Raw genomic sequence first — 20,759 nt, forward strand, 5'->3', positions numbered from 1 at the left:
TTAAAAAAGTTCAGCTCTTACTTGGATTTTTATGTATGCCGTTTTTTGCTTTTTACCAGTTGTAGCTGCGGAGTTTAACGGGTAAACTTGTGCGTAAAACGTGTCATGGTTTATCCAAAAACCTTTTTTCTCATCGACGAACTTGAAATTAGTAAAGTTAACATATAATTGGTTGATCTGTTTTTTAGATTCAGGTAAATACTGAGCTACCAAAAAATCCGAACCCGTGTCATGGTTATTGCTGATAAAGGAAATCCTGTTGATGGAGGCAACAATGTGTGGATATCCTTCTGTAAATAAATCCATTGCGAACGCTTCTTCAGGATTGTAAAAGTTGTAATAAGAGCTATTGGAATGTTGATTGTCTTCCTTGAATATTTCTAACCCCAAGAAATTAGAATGTCCAATATATTGGTAAGATAATACGCCATCTTCAGTTACCAGGTTCTCGTATTGTTGAATCTTTTGCTCTTGTCCATTTTTGTCAGATATCCAATTATTCCCTTTCAGTTTCACATTTGGATTTTTGGTAAAAACCTCATCTATCTTTGATTTTAAGGCACTATTATATTCATCTGCCGTTACTTCTTCCACAGTCCCATACTGAGCGTAAGACTTGTTGTTAAAATCAGTTTTATCCATATATGTACTGCTCCTGATCTCCAACAGGTTCACCCCCTTCAGGGTCAAATCGAACGAAGCTGTAAACTCCGACTTCAATACAAAGGCCTCAATACTGTTTGATATGTTGTTTTCGATACTAAAATGGATCGAATAGAAATCTTCAAATTCTTCAAAACCATAGTAATTATCAAGTTTACCATACGCGATTTTCATAGAAGCACTATCCTTGTTTGGTGCTGTAAAGAAACGAACAGAATCTAGTTTGGTGAATAATTGAAAAGGGACCTCTTGCACATTATCGACACCTTTTATTTTTTTGAAATCCCCGAATGTTATCGTTTTTTTATTGGATTCGGTTTCTATTCTATTCGTTTGATCGGTCTTGATTTGTGAGTTGCATGACACAGAAAGAACTAGAAAACAGGACATAAAAAAGAAGTATACGTTTTTCATTTCTTCACGACTAAATTTATTGCGTATTATTTGGAGCGAAGATATAAGTATTCGAAGTAGCCACCAACTAAATACCTCATATAATAGATAAATGGCTGAAAACAGGGATATATGGGAATACCTCTTTTAAAAATATTATTTGATATTTTGGTGTTTTGTAAAAGCTTAGTAACCAGGTGAAACTCTTTTTTAATTAAAATTTAAAAATAAAAAATCCCTATTCTTTGAATTTTCTAAAAAAAATAAACATCTTCGCTATCATTCAATAACCAATTGACTTTATTGTCTACACAACTTTATGAAAGGTAAATTAGGGTATCGCTTATTATGGGAGAGAATTAGAAACGGCGACGAAAGCGCTTTTTTTGATCTCTATAGTGCCTTATATAAAGAATTGGTGAATTTTGGTATTCGTACGTGCGGGGACGTAGATGTTGCGGGTGAAGCGACCGATCAGGTTTTTGTGACCATTTGGGAAAAGCGCGAAAATTTGGATCGTGTCGAGAATGTACAGTCATACCTGATGACATTCCTAAAACGTAAAATGTTGCGACTGCTCGAGAAGCAACATAAAATAAATACGGCTTTGCAAAGTGTGAAAGCGGAGGATGATTGGATTGAGATGCCCTATGAAGAGTTTATTATTCGGGTACAGACGAATGAAATTATACAGCTTCGACTCAAAGAAGCGTTAGAAAAACTTTCGTTCCGCCAAAAACAACTCGTTCACCTTAAATTTTTTGAAGGAATGGGGTACGAACAAATTGCGGAAGCAACAAACATGACCGTAAAAACCGCGTACAACACCTTATATGATGCGCTAAAAGTTTTACGCGAAGAATTAAAAGAATTTTAATTGATTGATTTTTAGTTGATTGTAAATTTTTTATCTTTTTCTTTAGGCAATCGGTGCTATTCTGGGCACTATAGATTAAAAGCCTAAGAAATGAACCACAACGAATACAGGGATGTAGAAGATTTCTTGATAGATAATACGTTTCAAGCGTATTGTGCAGAAGAGAATGAGCAATGCATAAGCTATTGGGAAAAATACATTGCTACGCATCCTGAACAAGCAGAAACTATAGCGCGTGCAAAACGCCTTTTCCATATACTTGCCGGTCATAAAAAACCTGTGAATAAGCAGCTCGAAGCGATGAAGCAAACTATTGCAGAGCAAGAGTCTGCTCCACGTACTTTTCGTCCTAATTTCATGAATATCCTTAAAGTTGCGGCTGTTTTAGTCGCCTTAGGCTTTGGATATTTATGGTTTAGTCGCGCACCTCTTACAGAGCAACCGATACGTGAGATGTCAGCTAATGTTACGCGTTACGAAACGAAACTGGGAGAAAAGAAAATGTTCGAACTAAAGGATGGTACGAAGGTTACGTTGAACTCAGGAAGTAGACTGGAAGTTGAAGGTGCTTTTAATCAGGAGGACCGTCATGTAAATTTAATAGGAGAAGCATTTTTTGAAGTAGCCAAGAATAAAGATAAACCTTTCGTTCTCCATACCAATGATTTTGATATTCGTGTGTTGGGAACAACTTTTAATGTGAAATCATATCCAGAAGAGATGCGTTCCGAAGCGCTTTTGGTCGAAGGTTTGATTGAGATGAAAAGTAAAGGCGAGAATGAAAATTCTATCATTGTAAAACCGAATCAAAAAGTAACGATATATAGACAAGTTACAGCCGTTAAACCGAAGGCCGATGTGATTAAAAAAACGGTGCCGAAGGCTGCTGTAAAGGAAATCGCGATTCAGGATGTTGCAGAGAAAGTAGGGGAAGATTTAGTTGCGGACATTGCTTGGAAAGAGAACAGATTGGTCTTGGTGGATCAAGACTTTAGCTCCCTAAAACCAACATTGGAGCGTTGGTATGATGTCGATATTACGATTGAAGGTGCTGCGCTTCAGGATTATAGGTTTACCGCCACCTTTAGCAGAGAAAATATTGAGCAGGTGCTCATCGCATTACAAAAAGTTCAACCCTTTAAATATGAAATACATGGAAGAAAAATAACTATTAAAGAGAAATAAAGAAGGATGATGCGCTAACACCATCCTTACTATCGGATAAATAAAACCGGCAGTTGACGTCTTGCAAGTAGTAAGCTGCCAAGTTATAAACTTTAACCAACCACTAAAATATGATTAAAAATGGCTTAATGCAAGTGCATTCGTATTATCGTGTGCACTATAGATTCATTATCCGGATGAAACTAACCTTAATTATTACTGTCTTTGCTGTTGTCAATACGATGGCAAATGCGTACTCTCAGCAAAAAGTGTCTTTGGATGTCCAAAAGACGAAGTTGAGTAGGATTCTTAAATTAATTGAAGAGAAAAGTGATTATTACTTTGTCTATAGCGCAACCAACGCTAATTTGAACAAGGAATTGTCTTTAAATGTCGAAAATGCGAAAGTCGTAGACCTTTTGCCTCGTCTGTTTAATAAAACTGGACTTCAATATTCGGTATCAGAGGAAGGACTTGTTGTTGTTACTGAAAAACAGCAGGCTCAGGTGCGTGGTGTTGTCGTCGACGAGAAGGGTAACGGTTTAGCGGGGGCTACAGTGCGTGTAAAGGGATCGCAAATTGCGCGCGCGACCGATTTAAACGGACGGTTTAGTATTGACGCCACTTCGGCAAACACCTTGGTAATCTCTTTTGCTGGCTATGGCACACAAGAGGTTGCAGCAGGCTCTGCTGAAATGAAAATTGTGTTGCATCAAGATCTTCGTATGTTGAATGAGGTTGTTGTGACAGCGTTGGGGGTTGCCAAAGAAAAGCGTTCATTAGGGTATTCGGTGACTCAGGTTCAAGGAGAATCTTTGACGCAAGCGCGAGAGAATAACGTGATTAATTCCTTGGTGGGTAAGGTTGCAGGACTCGATATTTCTAGTACTGCTGGTGGAGCTGGGTCTGCATCTAATGTTACGATTCGTGGCGTTTCCAGTTTGAATCAAACAAATCAACCTTTGTATGTTATTAATGGTGTACCTATGGAAAGTAGACCTGTCGGTATTGGAAATCTTAATTCGAGAGGGAATAAAGGAAGCCAGTGGGATAACGCTCCTGATTTGGGGGATGCTATCGGCAACCTAAATCCCGATGATATCGAGAGTATTTCGGTACTAAAAGGTGCTGCAGCTTCCGCTTTATATGGCTATCGTGCGAAGGCGGGGGTAATCCTTATTACTACAAAAACTGGAAAAGGAAGTTCGATTGATTTCAGTAGTAATTTTGTGGGTGAGCGTATTATCGACCAAACCGACTGGCAAACGACATATGGACAAGGAACTCAAGGACAAAAACCAACTAGTGCGGCGGCGGCGGCTTTAGTGGGAGCGTCAAGCTGGGGGGGCAAGTTGGATGGTTCCGACGTTGTTCAGTTTGATGGTACTATGCGTCCTTACTCTTATCAGAAAGGAAACCTAGGTCGTTTTTATCGTACTGGTAGTACTTGGACAAATACTATTGCTTTGAATAAATCTTTCGAGGGGGGAACTATTCGTTTATCAGCTAGTGATGTAAGTAATAGGTCTGTCGTGCCGAATTCAGGTCTAGATCGTCAGTCTTTTTCTTTGGTGGGAACTTTTGAACCATTTAAACGCTTCACTATTGATGCACGTATTAATCAGATTTTAGAAGGTGTGAAAAATCGTCCTATGGTATCGGATGGGGCAGGAAATGCAAACTATAATGTTATGTTTCTTCCAACCAGTATTAATGTAAATGATTTGAAACCTTGGAAGGATGAAAAAGGTTTCGAAAATAAGTATAATACAGGAAATACCTATAATACAAACCCGTGGTTTGCGGCGTATGAGTTCCAAAATAATACAAAACGTGATCGTAACATTTCGTCAATCACTGCGCGTTATACATTAGAAAATGGACTTTTCTTCCAGGGACGCGCTGGTCGTGATGGTTATTCGGATCAATACAAACATGTCGTGCCTTCAGGAACTGGCTATTATGAAAAAGGAAAAATTTCCGAGCAACAAACAACCTTTGAAGATATCAATGTGGATGTTCTTCTAGGTAAAACCTTCAATGCAGGGGACTACTCCATCACGCCAAATCTAGGTGCTAGCTATCGTCACACCACGAGTTCGGTAACAACGAATAATGGTGTTGATTTTGCTGTTTTTGGTGTTTATAATCTCTTAAATGCAGAGAATAAGTCTGTGGATATTGGCCACAGAGAAGAGGAAACTCAATCTACTTATGGAACATTAGAGTTTGCTTATAAGGATATATTCTATTTGACCGGAAGTGTACGTTCGGATTGGTTTTCGACGTTAGCAACACCTGGAGTTGACAATAAACTCAATGTTGTATATCCATCGGTAAGCGGCTCCTTTGTGTTTTCTGAATATGTGAAACCATCTTGGTTAAATTTTGGTAAACTCCGTGCAGGATATGCAAAAGTAGGACAAGCAACAGATCCCTATCAAACAGTTTTAATGTATAATTTCAGAAGTGAAAATCTAGATGGTAAACAGTTGGGAATTATTGATAATAAGCGTATTCCGAATACCTCTTTGAAGGCATCGTCTGCTTCAGAGTTGGAATTTGGTACGGAATTGAGATTGCTTAATGACCGATTAAGTTTAGATGTTACGTGGTACAACAAAAAGTCAAAAGATGAAATTAGTTTTATAACCACGCCATCATCTAGTGGGTATGAAGCAGCAGTACTTAATGCTGGCGAAATTCAAAACAAAGGGGTAGAGATGCTCTTGTCGGCGACGATTATAAAGAAAGATAATTTTCGTTGGATTTCGTCAGTGAACGGTAGTTACAATGATAATAAAGTTTTGTCTTTGGCCGAAGGCATGGACAGACAGCTTATTGCAACCTCTAGAGCTGAGTTTGGGTCATTAATGATGGTGAAAGGAATGCCTGTTAACCAGGTGATGGCTTTTGACTATAAGTATGATGCTAATGGGGAAATTGTTTATAAGTCAGACGGCACCCCGGAACGTGGAGAATTAATGCCATATGGCTCTTCAATAAATAAATGGTTTGCCGGTTGGAATAATGAGTTTATGTATAAAAACTTCAATTTATCATTTTTAATTGATGGCAAATGGGGTGGGAAAATGTTTTCTGCAACTGATTATTATGGTTTCATTAATGGTTTACATAAGGAAACCCTTGAAAAAAGAGAAGAGTTAGGGACATTAGCTCCAACTTATTATCGTGCAGTAGCAGACAATGTATCTAAACGCTTTGTAAATAGTACAGACTTTATCAAACTTAGACAAGTTATTTTAGGATATAAATTCCCTGCAAACATGTTTAACAATAGAGTGAAGTCGCTAGGCGTAAGTTTGGTTGCAAGAAATCTCCTTGTGTTAAAAAGAAAAACCAACAATGTCGATCCAGAATCAAGCTACAACGCCACATTTCCTGGATTGGAGTTAGGTGGTGTTCCTGCTGTGCGGACTTTTGGTGCTAACCTAAGTGTTAAATTCTAATGATTGTAACCATGAAAAATATTAAAAGATTCTTTATTCCATCTTTATGTGCAGTAGCATTACTTAGTATAACAGGCTGTACGAAAGATTTTGTTGATATCAATACAAACCCAGCGACCTATGGCTCTACAAATTTTGATGCCAACTATACGTTAAGTAGTGCTCAATTAAACTATACCGGTAGTATAGATTTTGCTTATGATACATGGCGCGCTAATCTTATTTATTCCTCAGGGATGATTCAAGGAATGTCAACGGTTGTTAGTTATTGGGCCGGTGATAAATATATGTTGAATGAGGGGTATACAGCAGCATATTGGGGAACTTCAGCGGTGGGAGCGTATATTGAACAAGTACGTTTTATCGTTGATGTGATTGAATTTACTAAAGATAAACCAGAAGCTTCCAATCTATATAATGTGGCACGAATATGGAAAGCAGTTATTTTCTCTCGCCTATCTGATATTTATGGTGATGTCCCTTATTCGGAGGCAGGATTGGGGTACTATAAAAAAATCTATACTCCGAAATATGACAAGCAGCAAGATATCTATAACGATATGCTGAAGGAGTTGGATGAAGCATCTCAATCTTTTAAAGATGGTGGTGATTTTGTAAAAGGGGATATCATTTATGGAGGAGATTTGAACAAATGGAAACGTTTTGCAAATTCCTTTATGTTACGTTTAGCTATGCGCTTAGTTAAAGTTGATGAGGCAAAAGCTAAAGAATATGCGGCGAAAGCGGTGGGAAAAACTTTTACTTCGAACAGTGATAATGCACTAGTGAAGCATTCACGCGCAGGAGCTCGGGTTACACAAAATCGAAATAGTCAGGTCCTGTTAGGTGATGGAGGGTCAGAGGCATATTACACAAAATGGTCTAAAACATTTATTGATTTTCTAAAGGCACATAAGGATCCACGACTAGGGAAAATTACGGTAACTAACCTATATTTAAAAGAAAGTGATAAAGATGAAGCCGGTCAAAATCCAAACTTTAGTATGGATCCTGCTGTTCAGAAGGGAATGCCGAATGGGAAGGACTTAGGTTCAAATCCGATATTTAACGTTAAAAGCGATCCAAATTGGACGACTTTTAGCGATTATTCATCTCCTCATCCTGTTATGATTGCTAGGGAGGCCCCAACATTTATTTTGACATATGGTGCTACGGAGCTTTTATTGGCAGAGGCAGCAGTCCGTTGGGGAATAGGAGGTAGTGCGGAGGATCATTATAAGAACGGTGTAAAGGCTGCCATAACAAATGTGGGTCAGTACTCGGAAAAAATCGCAATATCTGACGCGACGGCAGATGCTTGTCTTGCAGCAAATCCGTTTAAGCCTGCTGAGGCTTTAAAACAAATAAATACACAGTATTGGGGGCATACCGTAAGTCAATTAGATTTTATTGAAACATGGTCTAATTGGAAACGGACAGGTTATCCGGAGTTAGTAATGATTAATTATCCTGGAAATGCTACAGGGGGAACAATTCCGCGTCGTTTCCCGTATCCAGTTTCTGAGGTGTCGGAAAATGGCGTCCATTACAAAGAGGCAGCGGCAGCTGTTCCTGGCGGCGATAAGCTGACAGGACGTGTATGGTGGGATAAATAAATATTACCCATATAATAATTTATTGGCTCAGCGGGTTTTATTTCTGCTGGGCCAGTTTTTATATCTTTGCTATTATTAACCTAAAATAAATCGCATGCGAATTCTATTTACTCTTGCCGTAGTTTCATGTGTTGCTTGTCAACCAAGCGAACCCGCTGTTAACCAGAACACGCTAACGGGTAGCTATCGTCTTTTAGAAAGTACGACCATCAAAGGAAAGGATACTCTCTTTAATAAGGTTGATACCACAAAGACGGAGATGATCAAGATGTTCAATGAAAGCCATTTCTCGTTTACGAATCACGATCGGTCGAAAGGTGTGGACAGTACCGCTTTATTTGTTAGTGGAGCTGGTCGTTATTTTCGAGATGGAGATAAGTATACGGAGTTATTGGATTTCTGTAGCTACCGACCATGGGAGGGTAAGCAGTTCGAGTTTACTTTGGAGATTAAAGGTGATACACTGGTACAGCACGGTGTAGAGGAAATACCAGAGTTGGGTGTTAAACAACATATAACTGAAAAGTACATTAAATTAAGGTAATGTACTTTTCAATGTATGATTACACGTTTTTTTGCGCGTAGATGAGAATCCGTTTAAAGGCATAGAACGCAGGAAGCTGCGGATATGCCTCTTTTATTTTTTGCATAAAAGCTGCTGTAAAGAGCGGCTTTTGTTGTTCTGTTAGTCGTTCCAGATAGGGGATAAGAGCCGACCCGCTGATGAAATTAAATAACTCCTGATGACTATTGGCAATAATAGGATACACCTTTTGCGACAACTGTATATCAACCATGTTACCATCAAATAACATTTGTGCATATGCATCGAGTGTTAGGACGGAGGATTGCCTATTCCAGCCAGAAAGCCACGATTTGTAAGGAGCCTCATCCGCTAATTCTCGCAGCAGGATGTTTAACATATTTTCATTCTGTAAAGGCATCTGCACGGCAAATTGACCGCCCGGTTTTATGCGGTCAAGGAGAGCCGGGAACAATTCTTCATGCTTATCAGCCCATTGCAATGCCGCATTGCTAAATATTAAATCCCATTGTTGCTGACTGTGTGCTGTTTCTTCTATGGTTGCCTCTTTAAAAAGAACCCGATCACCGACGTATCCGGAAGACTTCTGGAGCATTTCGGGAGAGGAGTCAACCCCTATAAAAGAGAGGTTGGGAAAACGGTTTGCTAAGATAGCCGTTTGCTCACCTGTACCGCAACCGATATCGATGGCCGTACCTTTTGTATCTTCTTTTAGAAGTGAAGCGAGGTCATAGAACGGTTTATAGCGTATATCTTTAAATTGATTGTAAATTTCAGGATTCCAAGCCATAAGTTGTATTTTATATAGAAATACAAAATACAACTTATCCTTGTTTTGCACAAGCCTGGTAAAATTTTCCTTGAAAGCTATTGGTCAGATTAATCTTATTGATCTGCTAACCATGGTATATTACTGCAGGTTAAATATATCTGCGTTAGGCTTTTGCTTTCTTTCTTCTATTAACGATAAGATACGTGATGTAAAGAATAACAAGCCAGATAGGGATCAATTCAACCGATATTTGAAGACCGGTAAACCACATCATAACCAATACACCCACCAAAAAAAGTAAACTCAGATAGTTACTTATCGGGTAGAATAGGGTAGGGAACTTCGGCTTTTCTCCACGCGCAATGATACTTCTTTTGAAAAATATATGTGTTAAACATATCATGATCCAATTGATGACCAAGGAAGATACAACAAGGCTCATTAGTACGCCCAGTGCCTTTTCAGGCATTATTTTATTGATTAGGATACAAACGGCAACCAACGCTGCTGATACCAGTATCGCATTAACGGGGGAATGATTTTTGTTTAAACGCTTTAAAAACTTCGGTGCATTACCTTGTTCAGCCAAACCGAACAACATACGGGAATTACTATACACCGAACTATTGTATACGGACAAAGCTGCTGTAAGAACGATTAAATTGAGGACATTAGCAATAATATTTGTGAAATAATAAGTATTGCCGAACAACTCAAATTGCATACCCTTTAAGCTGGCGAAAACTTCGACAAAAGGACTTGTATCTGGAGTTATCTGACGCCAAGGCATCAAGGAAAACAAAATGACCAAAGAGCCAATATAGAAAATCAGGATTCTCCATAATACCTGATTCGTTGCTTTTGGAATATTCTTTTCTGGGTTTTCAGCCTCAGCCGCCGTAATGCCCACAAGCTCCAAGCCACCGAAAGAAAACATAATCATAACTAATGCCGCCAGTAGTCCTTGATAACTTCCGCCATCACCCATAGAAAGCCACCCTTTCGGGAAGAAACCTCCATCATTTACTAAATTAGAGATAGTTGCTTGTTCGCCTCCTTTTCCTGTTATCAAAAGGTAAGTCCCGAAGATAATCATGGCAATAATGGCAACTACTTTGATGATGGAAAACCAAAACTCCGTTTCTCCATAAACTTTAACGGAAGCAAGATTTACCACATTGATAACAATAAAGAAGAAAAGACTGGAAACCCACAATGGTATTTCAGGCCACCAGAATTGAACATAATAACCAATAGCAGTAAGCTCCGCCATACTCACAAGGAGATAAAGTACCCAGTAATTCCAACCTGAAGCGTACCCTGCAAAGGATCCCCAGTATTTATTAGCAAAGAAGCTGAAACTTCCCGAGACAGGTTCTTGCACCACCATCTCACCCAATTGTCGCATAATAAAGAAAGCAACGATTCCCGCGATGGCATAGCCTAATATTACAGAAGGGCCTGCTAAAACAGCTGCCTGTCCGACTCCCAAAAATAAACCGGTTCCTATCGCGCCACCAAGGGCAATTAATTGAATATGTCTATTGCTTAAGCCACGCTTAAGTTTTGTGTTTTCTGAAGAATTTTCCAATTTTTAATTTAGATTATTGTCTGTTATTTATACTGTTTTCGGCAAAGCCAACGAGCTCATCCCAATAGGTTCCAAGACGGCGGGTATAGATCATAAGCTGATAATCATTGCCGGTTTGAAAGTGTGTGCCCGAAAAGAAATCGGTCTGTATTTTGCCGGATTCATCTTCTAACACATACTCGTAATCATAGAGCCCTTGCTTGAGCTTCAATGTAATCTGCCATAGCTTATCCTCCACATTATATGTTAATTGGTTTTCTACGGAACGTTGGTAATCATTGAATCCACCTACAATATAGACCTTTCCTTTGAAGTCTCTTTTGTTTTTTAACGAAAAGGTCACGTGTGCATAATCACCTTCTGTATTCTGATCCTCTAAATCCCGGTTACGGATGAAGAAACGACCATTTTCATCAAATGTCGCGGCATAGGTTTGGTCATATTTATCTTCATCGGTTAAGACTTTTACTTCAGCCAGAGAGTCTATTTTTATTTTTTGAACGCCTTCAGCAGCTAAACGGAAACTCCGTAGGTCCACGAAACGAAATTCGTTGTTTCCCTTGAAATCTAATGTTTCTGCGTTGCTATATTTGATTTCATTTCCAGAGAAGAAACTAGGCGTCTGAAGCACCATTTGATAGTCATCCCGCTGGTTTTGTTTGACCAATAGTGTTAAGTCTCGCTGCGGGTTATTTATAGTCAAACCTGTTTTAAGTGTAACATTAAGTTTCTGGTTTTTTAATCTATTGGCGACCTGTAGGGGCGATTGTATATTGCTGCTTATATTAACCAGATTATTTAACACATAGAAGCGACGTGTTAAAATCAATCGCTCCTTATCTGCATCTTCATACACCTTAAGAAGGTAGTTTCCTGCTAATTTCGGCTTAAGATACTGCGACGGGAAGGAGAGTGAATAATTTGTATAGGGTTGCAAAGTTCCTTTCGATGCGGTGAATTGTTCTAGTCGGTCCTCGTTAAATCCATCTACGTAATCAAGCACGGAGGCACGACTTGGTGTCCAGTCCTGATTGCAATGTTCAATGCTGAAATAAAAGTTTCGTATGTCGGCACGTAAATCGTCGAAGGATAACAATAGTAAATCGTTGCTGCCCAAAACATAGATGGGAAGTTTATTCTCCTTGCCTGTTGGGTAGAACTGTACCGTCTTAATAGAAGGTAGGTACGCCTTGTTGCTATACACGAGCTCCTGTCGGGGAGACCGTTCGAATTCCTTCTTTTCCTTTTTCTTTTTTTGAGCTAGAACGGCTGTCGTGCTGCATACAAGAAAGAAAAGAAAGGCCTGTTTTAGCACCTGATGTATCTTCATATTGTAAAAATAAAAAAACCGCTGATAAAGCAGCGGTTTTTATGATATTTCTATTTTGCTATTAGCTTTCCGATACTTTTTGCTAGGTTTTTATCCACGGTAATGTATCCTGGGTAATAAATGTTTTTGCCAGCCAACTTAAAGGAAGGCTTGATCTTTAAAACGAGAAAACCTTCACCCTTTCTCGTGAAAATCTCATTCAGCACATTGTCGATGCCATTTTCTTTGGCGGTATCAAAAATGTTGGCTTTGAATGTTAACGGAACGATAGTACTCTGTCCTTGTGCTAAATTGATGTTTTCATCTACGGTACCTTCAAAAAGAGGCTTTCCTTGGATCTCTATTAGATACTTAAAGGAGTTGATTACTGTTTTTGCACTATTGGGGTTTGACACTTTCATGTTAACACGTGCCTCCAATGGTAGATCTTTTGTTAGCATAGCCATTGCTACAGCTGGTAACGAGGATAGGTTAACACTTCCTCCGTTCATGAAGGACTCCATGCCTTTCCCTGCTAAACGGACATTCTGAACGGATTCTACGTCGTAGTCGCACTTCGCTAAGTTTGCTACTTGATCTTTGTTGATTGAACAGCTGCTGATTATCAAAGCAGTAACTGATAACACGATTAATTTTAATTTCATTGTTATGTGATTATTTCTTTTTTCCGCCAAAACCATATAGGACGCCAAGTGTAAAAACAGCATTACCTGCTTTCAGGTATTCATTGCTCATTACATTGATATTAAATCCGTTGGTGTACTGGAGTTGAAAGCTTTTGTTAAGCTCCATTCGTGTAAAAAACAATGGTTCAATAAACAAAGCTTCCTCTTTTGTTGCCGTTATATCATTAATTGTAAAATCGGTCATAGCTATCCGACTTACACGGATGGCTGTGCCATAGCTCAATGCTCTTTTCTTTCCAAAAAGATTTAACTTATCTTTCTTTGTCGAGGAATAGTTTACCTGCAAGAAGATTTTGTCGAAATCCATTTTGCGTACGTCGACGGGTTCCATCCCCGTCATGCTTGCCCTTCGATCTTCATCGTGCGATTTACCAATCCCATATCCTGCATAAACTTCCAATACCTGTCTTTTGTTTTTACCGACCTTGGTAAAATAGCCAATTCCGCCTTCTACTAGCTGTTGTTTAAACAAATCATTGCTGTGTATACTGTTGCCATTTTCGATAAAAGAACCATTAGCAATGAAAGCGAGGTTTTTTGCAAATGCAACACCTGCATTTCCACTTATATTACCTTTTATATTACTATGTGCCGCGACGTAAACCTCTCCACGCTCTTTAAACATAGGCGTGGCGGGAACGTTGGGCATATAGATCGAACTACAGCTACTAAAGCAAGCAAGTACGGCTAAACAGGCTAAGGGGTAGAAGTATTTTAAATGCATATCGAATCAATAATTACAGTCCAATGTTAATTATTGTGCCAACATTTCGTTTTAAAAGCTATAGAGCCACTTTTAGCATAGTTTAACAACTTGTTTTAACCTGTTGTTGTTTTGCTTTAATGTATTGTTAAATGATTCCGGCTTTAATCAACTCCTGCTCCATCTCCTGTTGAAGCTTTTGGGCTTCCTCTCGTGCTTTTTCTGCAAAGTCTTTTCCCTTGGAGGCATAAATAATTCCACGTGTACTATTCACTAATAGACCACAGTCTTTATTCATTCCATATTGACAGACGTCTTGTAGAGAGCCACCTTGTGCGCCAACTCCAGGTACCAAAAGGAAGTGCTCTGGGGCATGTTCACGTATCTTTAAGAATGCTTCTCCGCGGGTAGCGCCTACAACATACATGATATTTTCTGGACTCCCCCACGTATTTACCTTATCGATAACATACTCGAAGAGTTGCGTATTCTCCTTATTTTCAAAGTTCTGGAAGTCTTTGCTTCCTTGATTTGAAGTTAGGGCCAAGACAATCGCCCACTTGTTCTCAAATTCAAGAAAAGGCGTTACGGAGTCGTTCCCCATATATGGAGCAATGGTGATCGAATCAAAACCTAAACCAGATACTTTTTCATCAAAAAAAGCTGTCGCATACATCTTAGATGTATTTCCAATATCGCCACGCTTAGCATCAGCAATGCTAAAGCAGTCTTTTGGTAATGCTTCCCATGTCTTTTGAAGTGATTGCCACCCTTTAATGCCGTAGCTCTCATAGAAAGCTATATTAGGCTTGTACGCAACACATAAATCTTCGGTTGCATCGATGATGGCTTTGTTGAACGTATAGATCGGATCTTCTTCCGCTAAAAGGTGTTCCGGAATTTTGGTAATATCCGTATCTAAGCCGACACATAAAAAGCTCTTCTTCGCTTTTATTTGCGCAACTAATTCACTTCTGGTCATTCTTCTACTTATTAATCAGTTCGGTAATAAAATTATATACTTCTTTGCGCGAATAGTCGGCCATCCCTTCGTGGTGTGCCGCGATATTGCCTGCTTTATCCAGGATAACGGTGGTTGGAATAGATTGACCAAGCCAATTTGCCGGTATTTCGGTTGCCGGATAGTAAATCGGTAGGTCAAGTTTTCCTTCCTTTAGAAAAGCATGTGCACCTTCTTTATTCTGCTCAATTTCGACCAGCATAAATACAACCTGATCGTTACCCGCAAATTTTTCTTTTAACTGCTGGATAGAAGGCATCTCTGCTTTACACGGCGGACACCAGGTTGCCCAAAAGTTCAAAAACACAACTTTTCCTTTTAAATCGGAGATATGGGTGATTTTATCGTTATCGTCCGTAAAAGAAACCTCCGGTTGGTTACTGGCGGGCTTGTTCTCCGTTGATGTAGCTTCTGCTTTAGGTGTTTCTAAATTCGGTTTAAACAAACCTATTTTCATTAAACCTTGTTGGATCCACATCCGACTGGTGGGAACAACGAGAGCAATAATTAAAACGCCAAACAATACATTGCTGGCTATTTTCCATACTTTCTTTTTATCGGCCATACTGCTTTTTTTAGGTGTCGTACTTCTCTAATTGTTTGAGCAAGGTAGCAAAATCTTTAGGATATGGGGCTTCAAAATCGTAACTCTTACCTTCGATTTTAAAGCTTACAGCCTTAGCATGCAGCGCAAAACGTTTCATGATAGGAAGTTCTTCTTCATCTTTGGATAGCGTAAAGCCACGCTTCTTGATTTGCGATAGATAGACCGGCTTACCACGATACATCTCGTCGCCTACGATCGCAGCATGCTGCGTTGCCAGGTGGATACGTATCTGGTGCATGCGTCCTGTGATCGGTTTACACTCCACTAGCGTGTAATGTTTGAAGTACTGTAAGGAATTAAAGATGGTCTCAGCCTGTTTTCCATTAGCACGGTCGATCGAAACATTCTTGTTCCCTTGGTTTAGGATAGGTAGATCAACGAGCAGGTTATCAAAGGTATGTGTGCCACCAATAATCGCATGATACACCTTGTTTACACGGCGACGTTCGAACTCGATGGATACCAAACGGTAGGTTTCCGGATTTTTAGCAATCAGCAATAAACCCGATGTATCTTTATCCAATCGGTGACAAACTTGTGCGTCTGGGTGATATTTCTTGGCTAAACGAAGAATATTGACCTCTCCACCATTGCGGTCATCCAAGGATGCGACGAAGGGTGGTTTATTGATAACTATTAGATTATCATCTTCAAAAATGATGAGATCCTGAAATTTTGGAAATTTAAATAAGCGAGTTTCTTTCTCTTGCATCCGACAAAAATACAAAAAAGTGAGGAAGTAATCGTTTACGAAGCTCTTAAAACTTGTAAGTATAGCCAATCCGTGCAACTTGTGTTTCAGAAATCCTTTGCATTGAGAAAAACATGTACTTTTCCTTGTTAACTCTATTCTGGTATTTAGCCTTAAATTATTTGGGGAAAGAAGGTAATGGTAAATTGGTGACGTTTTTGGCTATAGGTATAGCTTAGCTGCCAGTGGTTATATTGACATATTTCGTAAGCAATAGCAAGGCCTAATCCGGCTCCTTGCCGATTGTCATGTTGCTTTGCAAAGCGCTTGAACAGTTGTTTGTCATCGAGCGCTTGTGTGCCGCCATTTGAAACCGATAAGGTTGTTTCATTGAGAATGATAACAATCGTACTGGACGGTTGGGCATGTCGGATGGCATTTATTAACAGATTCTGTATAAGGATTTCGAACAGGTAGCTATCACCTTTGATCGCAGGAATACCCTGGATGTCAAATTGAATCTGTAGCACTTTTCCTTCGATGAAATCCTGGAACATATCGATTGTCTCTTCTACGATAGGTCCTGGGTCAATTGGTTTCTTCGTTTGAAATTGCTCGTTCTCAATCTTTGTTAACAGGAGTAAGTTCTTATTAAGTCGGGCAGCACGTGATAAGGAGTATTGCATATCTTCGACTAAGGTATACTGTTCTTCGGTAAGCTGCTTGTCTTGCAAAAAGAGATCGAGCTTTTGTTTAAGAATAGCTAAAGGAGTTTGTAACTCATGGGATGCATTTTCGGTAAACTCTTTCTGCGATTGATAGGTCCTTAGGCTTTGCGATATCAATTTTTCAAGTGCGACATGGAGTTCGTGAAACTCCTTGATATCTGTTTTTTCAAACGTGAGTTGTTTTTGGTTGTTGAGCTGAAAGTCTTTCAAGCGATCTAAGGTGCGGTGGAAGGGCTTCCAGATTTGCTTGGACAGCCGTTTGTTCATTAACCAAAAACCGAGCACTAAGACAATGAAGAATAGAAGGGTCACGACCGCGATGTAACCAACGGTCTCTTCGGTTTCTTCGACATTGGTTTCTACGGTTAGTGCAAAATGTTGATCATTGATTTGTATGGTCGTGATGTATCCACGGAAGCGATTGACTTTATCGCCTCCAAATTTTTCGTAATACGGATTTTGGCGATATATGGAGTACGTACTGTCTTTGGCCAATGGCTTTTCAATATAGTCGATATGTGTGCCGGGCTGTATCTCATTCCAAAAATCGATGCTTTCTTTGAGCTTTTCGGTGTTTATTTTCTGTTCATTGAATTCGATCTCTACGCGTTGCGCTATTAATTGGTTGTTTTCATCCAACTCATTGATCCAGATCCAGTCTACCAGGAAGAAGTAAACAGGAATACTGGCCGCCAAGACAATGAAAGCATAGATGGTGAAGGGGGTAAGGGTTTTTGTCAATAGATTTTTCATGCTTCCCACTTGTAGCCACTTCCGTAGATTGTTTTTAAGAAAGATGGCGTTCCCGCCTCCGCTAGTTTTTTCTTCAGGTTTTTTACATGGGCATACACAAAATCATAATTGTCTAGCATATCGGCAAAATCTCCTGATAAGTGTTCGGCGAGTGTGTTCTTGGAAATCACTTTATGTTTATTGCCGAAGAAAAATAATAGCAGGTCAAATTCTTTTTTCGTCAATGTGATAGGCGTATCGTTATAGCGCACCGTTTTGGCAAGCAAATCTATGTGTAGACCATCCTGATGTACAATATTGGTGTTTTGGAATTGCTTTCGACGGATTATGGAGAATATACGTGCCGCTAGCTCTGGCAGGTGAAAAGGTTTGGTGAGGTAATCGTCCGCTCCAATATGAAGGCCTTCGATACGATCATCGAGTGCATCTTTAGCCGAGATGATAATGATGCCTTCGTCGCGGGGCTCTTTCTTTAACTCCTGCAAGAGTTGCATCCCTGAACCATCAGGTAGCATGATGTCAAGCAAGATACAATCGTATGTATGATAACTGATTTTATCTATTGCTTCTGCATAATTGTAGGCTACTTCACAACGATAACTTTCGTTTGATAAGTAACGTACCATGCTGTCCGCTAGGTGAATCTCGTCTTCTACGATTAAGATCTTCATCATCCGAATGTACGAAATCAATTTTGAAGTAATTTATTGTTTGGCCCCATTTATTAAAGCTTTTTCACAAAGCCTAAACCATATTGATGACCGCTGATTACAGGGTAGAATAATAACTTATTTGATTTTTCTGTTTGATGGAGTAAACGCGAAACTTTCGGATATAACCAATAGGTGAGTTCGGTCGAAGCGATTCCAAAACCAGCACCAGCGACGACATCACTGACCCAGTGTCGGTTGTTTACCACGCGATAAGCGCCCGTGAAAATGGCAAAAGGATAGCCGGATAAGCTCAACCAAATATTGGTTTCTTTGTATTCTTCGAATAGAAATTGGGCGGAAGCAAAAGCCGTTGTTGTATGTCCGGATGGCCATGATAGGTTATTGCTGCCGTCAGGACGAGGTTCTTGAACAATTAGCTTTAAAGGAATGGAGATGGCGGCTGCCATAGCTTGGCTGCCTAAGAAAAGAAGGCTGCGATCTCGAAAGTTGTGCTTCCCCGGGATTCCGGCCAGGTTGTATGCATAAACCATGGCGGCTGGCATATATTGAGTGTAGTTATCCCACTTTGTGCCAGAAACTTGATGTTCAAATAGCTCATCCTGTGTGGATGTATTTAGCTTCTTTAGCCCGGGGATCTTTAGTCCCGCAATTCCATAGCCAACCAAAACAGCCGGTGCAACAATGCGTGGCCACGTAAAATGAAAGTCAGACAAGGTGTCTTGTTTAGGCATGATCGTGATACTGGGCTGTAAGGAATCGATCTGGATGGGAGATGCAGAAGTGGGGATGGTGTGGGCACTGACGGCGTGAAGATGTAGAAGGATGGTGCTAATCATCCAAAATGAAACAGACCTCATGGTGTTAATCCTATTTTAATGGTACGTTGACTTGTGTAATTTGAGACAAACGTAAAACGCAATTCTGAATAAATTCTGAAGAATGAAAATCCTTCAACTCCTGGCATGGAATCGCCATTATTGTTTTGCAGAGCCAACCAAATTTATCTATGTTTGTTAATTCTAAAAATATGAAGCGATGTCAGTAAATAAAGTTATAAAGCGCATTACAACGAGTACAATTCAGGCGATGAAAGCCCAAGGTGAGAAAGTTACTATGTTAACAGCTTACGATTATTCGATGGCTAGAGCATTGGATGAAGCGGGGATTGATGTGTTGTTGATTGGAGATTCTGCAGCGAATGTTTTTGCAGGTTATGAGACAACATTACCTATCACGTTGGATAATATGATTTATCACGCGAGCGCGGTTGCACGCGGAGCGAAGCGCGCTTTAGTATTGGCGGATTTACCGTTTGGCGAATATCAAGGGACAGCGGAGGATGCTTTTAAGGCAGCGGTACGTATGATGAAGGAATCAGGCGTACATGCGTTGAAATTAGAAGGGGGAATAGAAATAAAAGAGAATATTAAGAAGATTGTGGATGCTGGTATTCCAGTTTGTGGACATTTAGGCCTTACACCACAATCAATCAATAAATTTGGAACTTTTGGTGTGCGTGCGCAAGATCAAGCGGAAGCGGACAAATTGAAATCGGACGCCTTGATGTTACAGGAAATTGGTTGTTTTGCCATTGTATTGGAAAAAATTCCGGCCGCATTGGCGAAAGAAGTAAGTGATATGTTGGATATTCCTACGGTAGGTATAGGTGCTGGAAATGGTTGTGATGGACAGGTTCTTGTCGTCAACGACATGTTGGGCTTTACCAAGGATTTTAAACCGAAGTTCTTACGCCAGTATATGCAGATGTATGACGGTGTGGTGGAAGCTGCAACGCAGTACGCCGCTGATGTAAAAGCAGGAAGCTACCCGAACGAATCTGAACAGTACTAAATCTTTGTATGAAGTTTCTTTGGATTATTATCCTAGTCGGGATTTTGGTGTATTTTATTGCGCGTCGTTTTTTTATGGGCGGACCAACGACGGCTGTCGTAAGGGCAACTGCAAAGAATGGATACCGTCTCGTCGACACAAATGCACAGGTTATCAGTCAGGTTACTAAAAATACAATGACGACAGTGGGCATCGGTCTAATTCTTTTTCTTGTTGTTCTTTTACTGGGGCTTAAGATTAAGATTATATGGATTGCTTTGCCTTTAACCTTGTATCTGATGGGGCAGTTCTTTGTCTATACGAACCACATTAAAGCAACGAAAGATCAACGTGTTTTCTTTGACCCAACAACTAATGACGTATTAGTAGATCGCCTAAAAGAAGATGCACTCCGGTTTAATTTACTGCGTGATGTGATCGAAGTCACTGAAGTGAAGTCAGTACAAAAGAATAAAGGTGTCTTGTTTGGTTATTATAGGCTAAGGTTGCAGCGGGATGTGGTGGTGGTTCCTTACTTGATTGAACTAAATCCGAATCCGAATAATAAAGCTTTTTTTGAAGTGCTGAATGCTACGTATAAGATTCAGGTCGAAACGAAGTTGTTTCCAATTGTGTAGTTCTTTGT

General features: G+C 39.8%; 19 protein-coding genes. 7 read left to right on the top strand and 12 right to left on the bottom strand.

The features are described 5' to 3' along the window. Positions 1-1,053, bottom strand: a complete 1,053-nt coding sequence (locus tag B9Y69_RS10500; RefSeq protein WP_200811784.1) for a hypothetical protein — start codon at positions 1,051-1,053, stop codon at positions 1-3. Positions 1,054-1,375: 322 nt separating this feature from the next. On the opposite strand from B9Y69_RS10500, the gene B9Y69_RS10505 reads away from it, so the two are divergent. The 5 genes from B9Y69_RS10505 (at position 1,376) to B9Y69_RS10525 (ending at position 8,727) form a co-directional block, all read left to right on the top strand. Continuing rightward, positions 1,376-1,933 (top strand): RNA polymerase sigma factor, encoded by a 558-nt coding sequence (locus B9Y69_RS10505; RefSeq protein ID WP_085472893.1) that lies wholly within the window; start codon positions 1,376-1,378, stop codon positions 1,931-1,933. Positions 1,934-2,023: 90 nt separating this feature from the next. Then, positions 2,024-3,118: a FecR family protein gene (locus tag B9Y69_RS10510; protein ID WP_085472894.1), complete on the top strand. Its 1,095-nt coding sequence runs from the start codon at positions 2,024-2,026 to the stop codon at positions 3,116-3,118. A 110-nt stretch (positions 3,119-3,228) separates the two neighbouring features. Then, complete coding sequence (locus B9Y69_RS10515) at positions 3,229-6,567, top strand: SusC/RagA family TonB-linked outer membrane protein (protein WP_234991199.1); 3,339 nt, start codon at positions 3,229-3,231, stop codon at positions 6,565-6,567. Positions 6,568-6,578: 11 nt separating this feature from the next. Further along, entirely contained in the window at positions 6,579-8,183 is a 1,605-nt protein-coding gene (locus B9Y69_RS10520; protein WP_085473052.1) for a SusD/RagB family nutrient-binding outer membrane lipoprotein, read from the top strand. A 94-nt stretch (positions 8,184-8,277) separates the two neighbouring features. Beyond that, the gene (locus B9Y69_RS10525) at positions 8,278-8,727 is read left to right on the top strand and encodes a hypothetical protein (RefSeq protein WP_085472895.1); all 450 of its coding nucleotides are present in this window, start codon (positions 8,278-8,280) and stop codon (positions 8,725-8,727) included. 19 nt (positions 8,728-8,746) lie between these two features. Here B9Y69_RS10525 and B9Y69_RS10530 read toward each other — a convergent pair whose 3' ends face one another. From B9Y69_RS10530 to B9Y69_RS10580, 11 genes are all read right to left on the bottom strand, one after another. After that, positions 8,747-9,517 (bottom strand): methyltransferase domain-containing protein, encoded by a 771-nt coding sequence (locus B9Y69_RS10530; RefSeq protein ID WP_085472896.1) that lies wholly within the window; start codon positions 9,515-9,517, stop codon positions 8,747-8,749. Positions 9,518-9,662: 145 nt separating this feature from the next. Beyond that, the gene (locus tag B9Y69_RS10535) at positions 9,663-11,090 is read right to left on the bottom strand and encodes an amino acid permease (RefSeq protein ID WP_085472897.1); all 1,428 of its coding nucleotides are present in this window, start codon (positions 11,088-11,090) and stop codon (positions 9,663-9,665) included. Between the two features lie 13 nt (positions 11,091-11,103). Beyond that, positions 11,104-12,420 (bottom strand): type IX secretion system plug protein, encoded by a 1,317-nt coding sequence (locus B9Y69_RS10540; RefSeq protein ID WP_144036547.1) that lies wholly within the window; start codon positions 12,418-12,420, stop codon positions 11,104-11,106. A 50-nt stretch (positions 12,421-12,470) separates the two neighbouring features. Further along, the gene (locus B9Y69_RS10545) at positions 12,471-13,064 is read right to left on the bottom strand and encodes an LEA/WHy family protein (protein WP_134432302.1); all 594 of its coding nucleotides are present in this window, start codon (positions 13,062-13,064) and stop codon (positions 12,471-12,473) included. A 10-nt stretch (positions 13,065-13,074) separates the two neighbouring features. Then, a complete protein-coding gene (locus B9Y69_RS10550) occupies positions 13,075-13,755 on the bottom strand; it encodes a hypothetical protein (protein ID WP_234991200.1) in 681 nt (226 codons plus the stop codon). A 202-nt stretch (positions 13,756-13,957) separates the two neighbouring features. Further along, positions 13,958-14,791, bottom strand: a complete 834-nt coding sequence (gene pyrF / locus B9Y69_RS10555; protein WP_085472900.1) for an orotidine-5'-phosphate decarboxylase — start codon at positions 14,789-14,791, stop codon at positions 13,958-13,960. Positions 14,792-14,795: 4 nt separating this feature from the next. Further along, positions 14,796-15,395 carry a TlpA family protein disulfide reductase gene (locus B9Y69_RS10560; protein ID WP_085472901.1) on the bottom strand — a complete coding sequence of 200 codons (600 nt, stop codon included), beginning with the start codon at positions 15,393-15,395 and terminating at the stop codon, positions 14,796-14,798. Positions 15,396-15,405: 10 nt separating this feature from the next. After that, positions 15,406-16,149, bottom strand: coding sequence for an RluA family pseudouridine synthase (locus tag B9Y69_RS10565; RefSeq protein WP_085472902.1), 744 nt, complete (start codon positions 16,147-16,149; stop codon positions 15,406-15,408). Positions 16,150-16,301: 152 nt separating this feature from the next. Continuing rightward, positions 16,302-17,609 (bottom strand): sensor histidine kinase, encoded by a 1,308-nt coding sequence (locus tag B9Y69_RS10570; RefSeq protein ID WP_085472903.1) that lies wholly within the window; start codon positions 17,607-17,609, stop codon positions 16,302-16,304. Continuing rightward, positions 17,606-18,280: a response regulator transcription factor gene (locus B9Y69_RS10575; RefSeq protein WP_085473054.1), complete on the bottom strand. Its 675-nt coding sequence runs from the start codon at positions 18,278-18,280 to the stop codon at positions 17,606-17,608. Before B9Y69_RS10575 ends, B9Y69_RS10570 begins: the two co-directional genes overlap by 4 nt. A 53-nt stretch (positions 18,281-18,333) precedes the next feature. Beyond that, complete coding sequence (locus B9Y69_RS10580) at positions 18,334-19,140, bottom strand: phosphatase PAP2 family protein (protein ID WP_085472904.1); 807 nt, start codon at positions 19,138-19,140, stop codon at positions 18,334-18,336. A 178-nt stretch (positions 19,141-19,318) separates the two neighbouring features. On the opposite strand from B9Y69_RS10580, the gene panB reads away from it, so the two are divergent. Next, positions 19,319-20,134, top strand: coding sequence for a 3-methyl-2-oxobutanoate hydroxymethyltransferase (gene panB / locus B9Y69_RS10585; protein ID WP_085472905.1), 816 nt, complete (start codon positions 19,319-19,321; stop codon positions 20,132-20,134). 8 nt (positions 20,135-20,142) lie between these two features. Further along, positions 20,143-20,751, top strand: coding sequence for a hypothetical protein (locus tag B9Y69_RS10590; protein ID WP_085472906.1), 609 nt, complete (start codon positions 20,143-20,145; stop codon positions 20,749-20,751). Positions 20,752-20,759 lie beyond the last annotated feature (8 nt).

Origin of the sequence: Sphingobacterium psychroaquaticum (assembly GCF_900177625.1) — a bacterium.
GTDB lineage: Bacteria > Bacteroidota > Bacteroidia > Sphingobacteriales > Sphingobacteriaceae > Sphingobacterium > Sphingobacterium psychroaquaticum.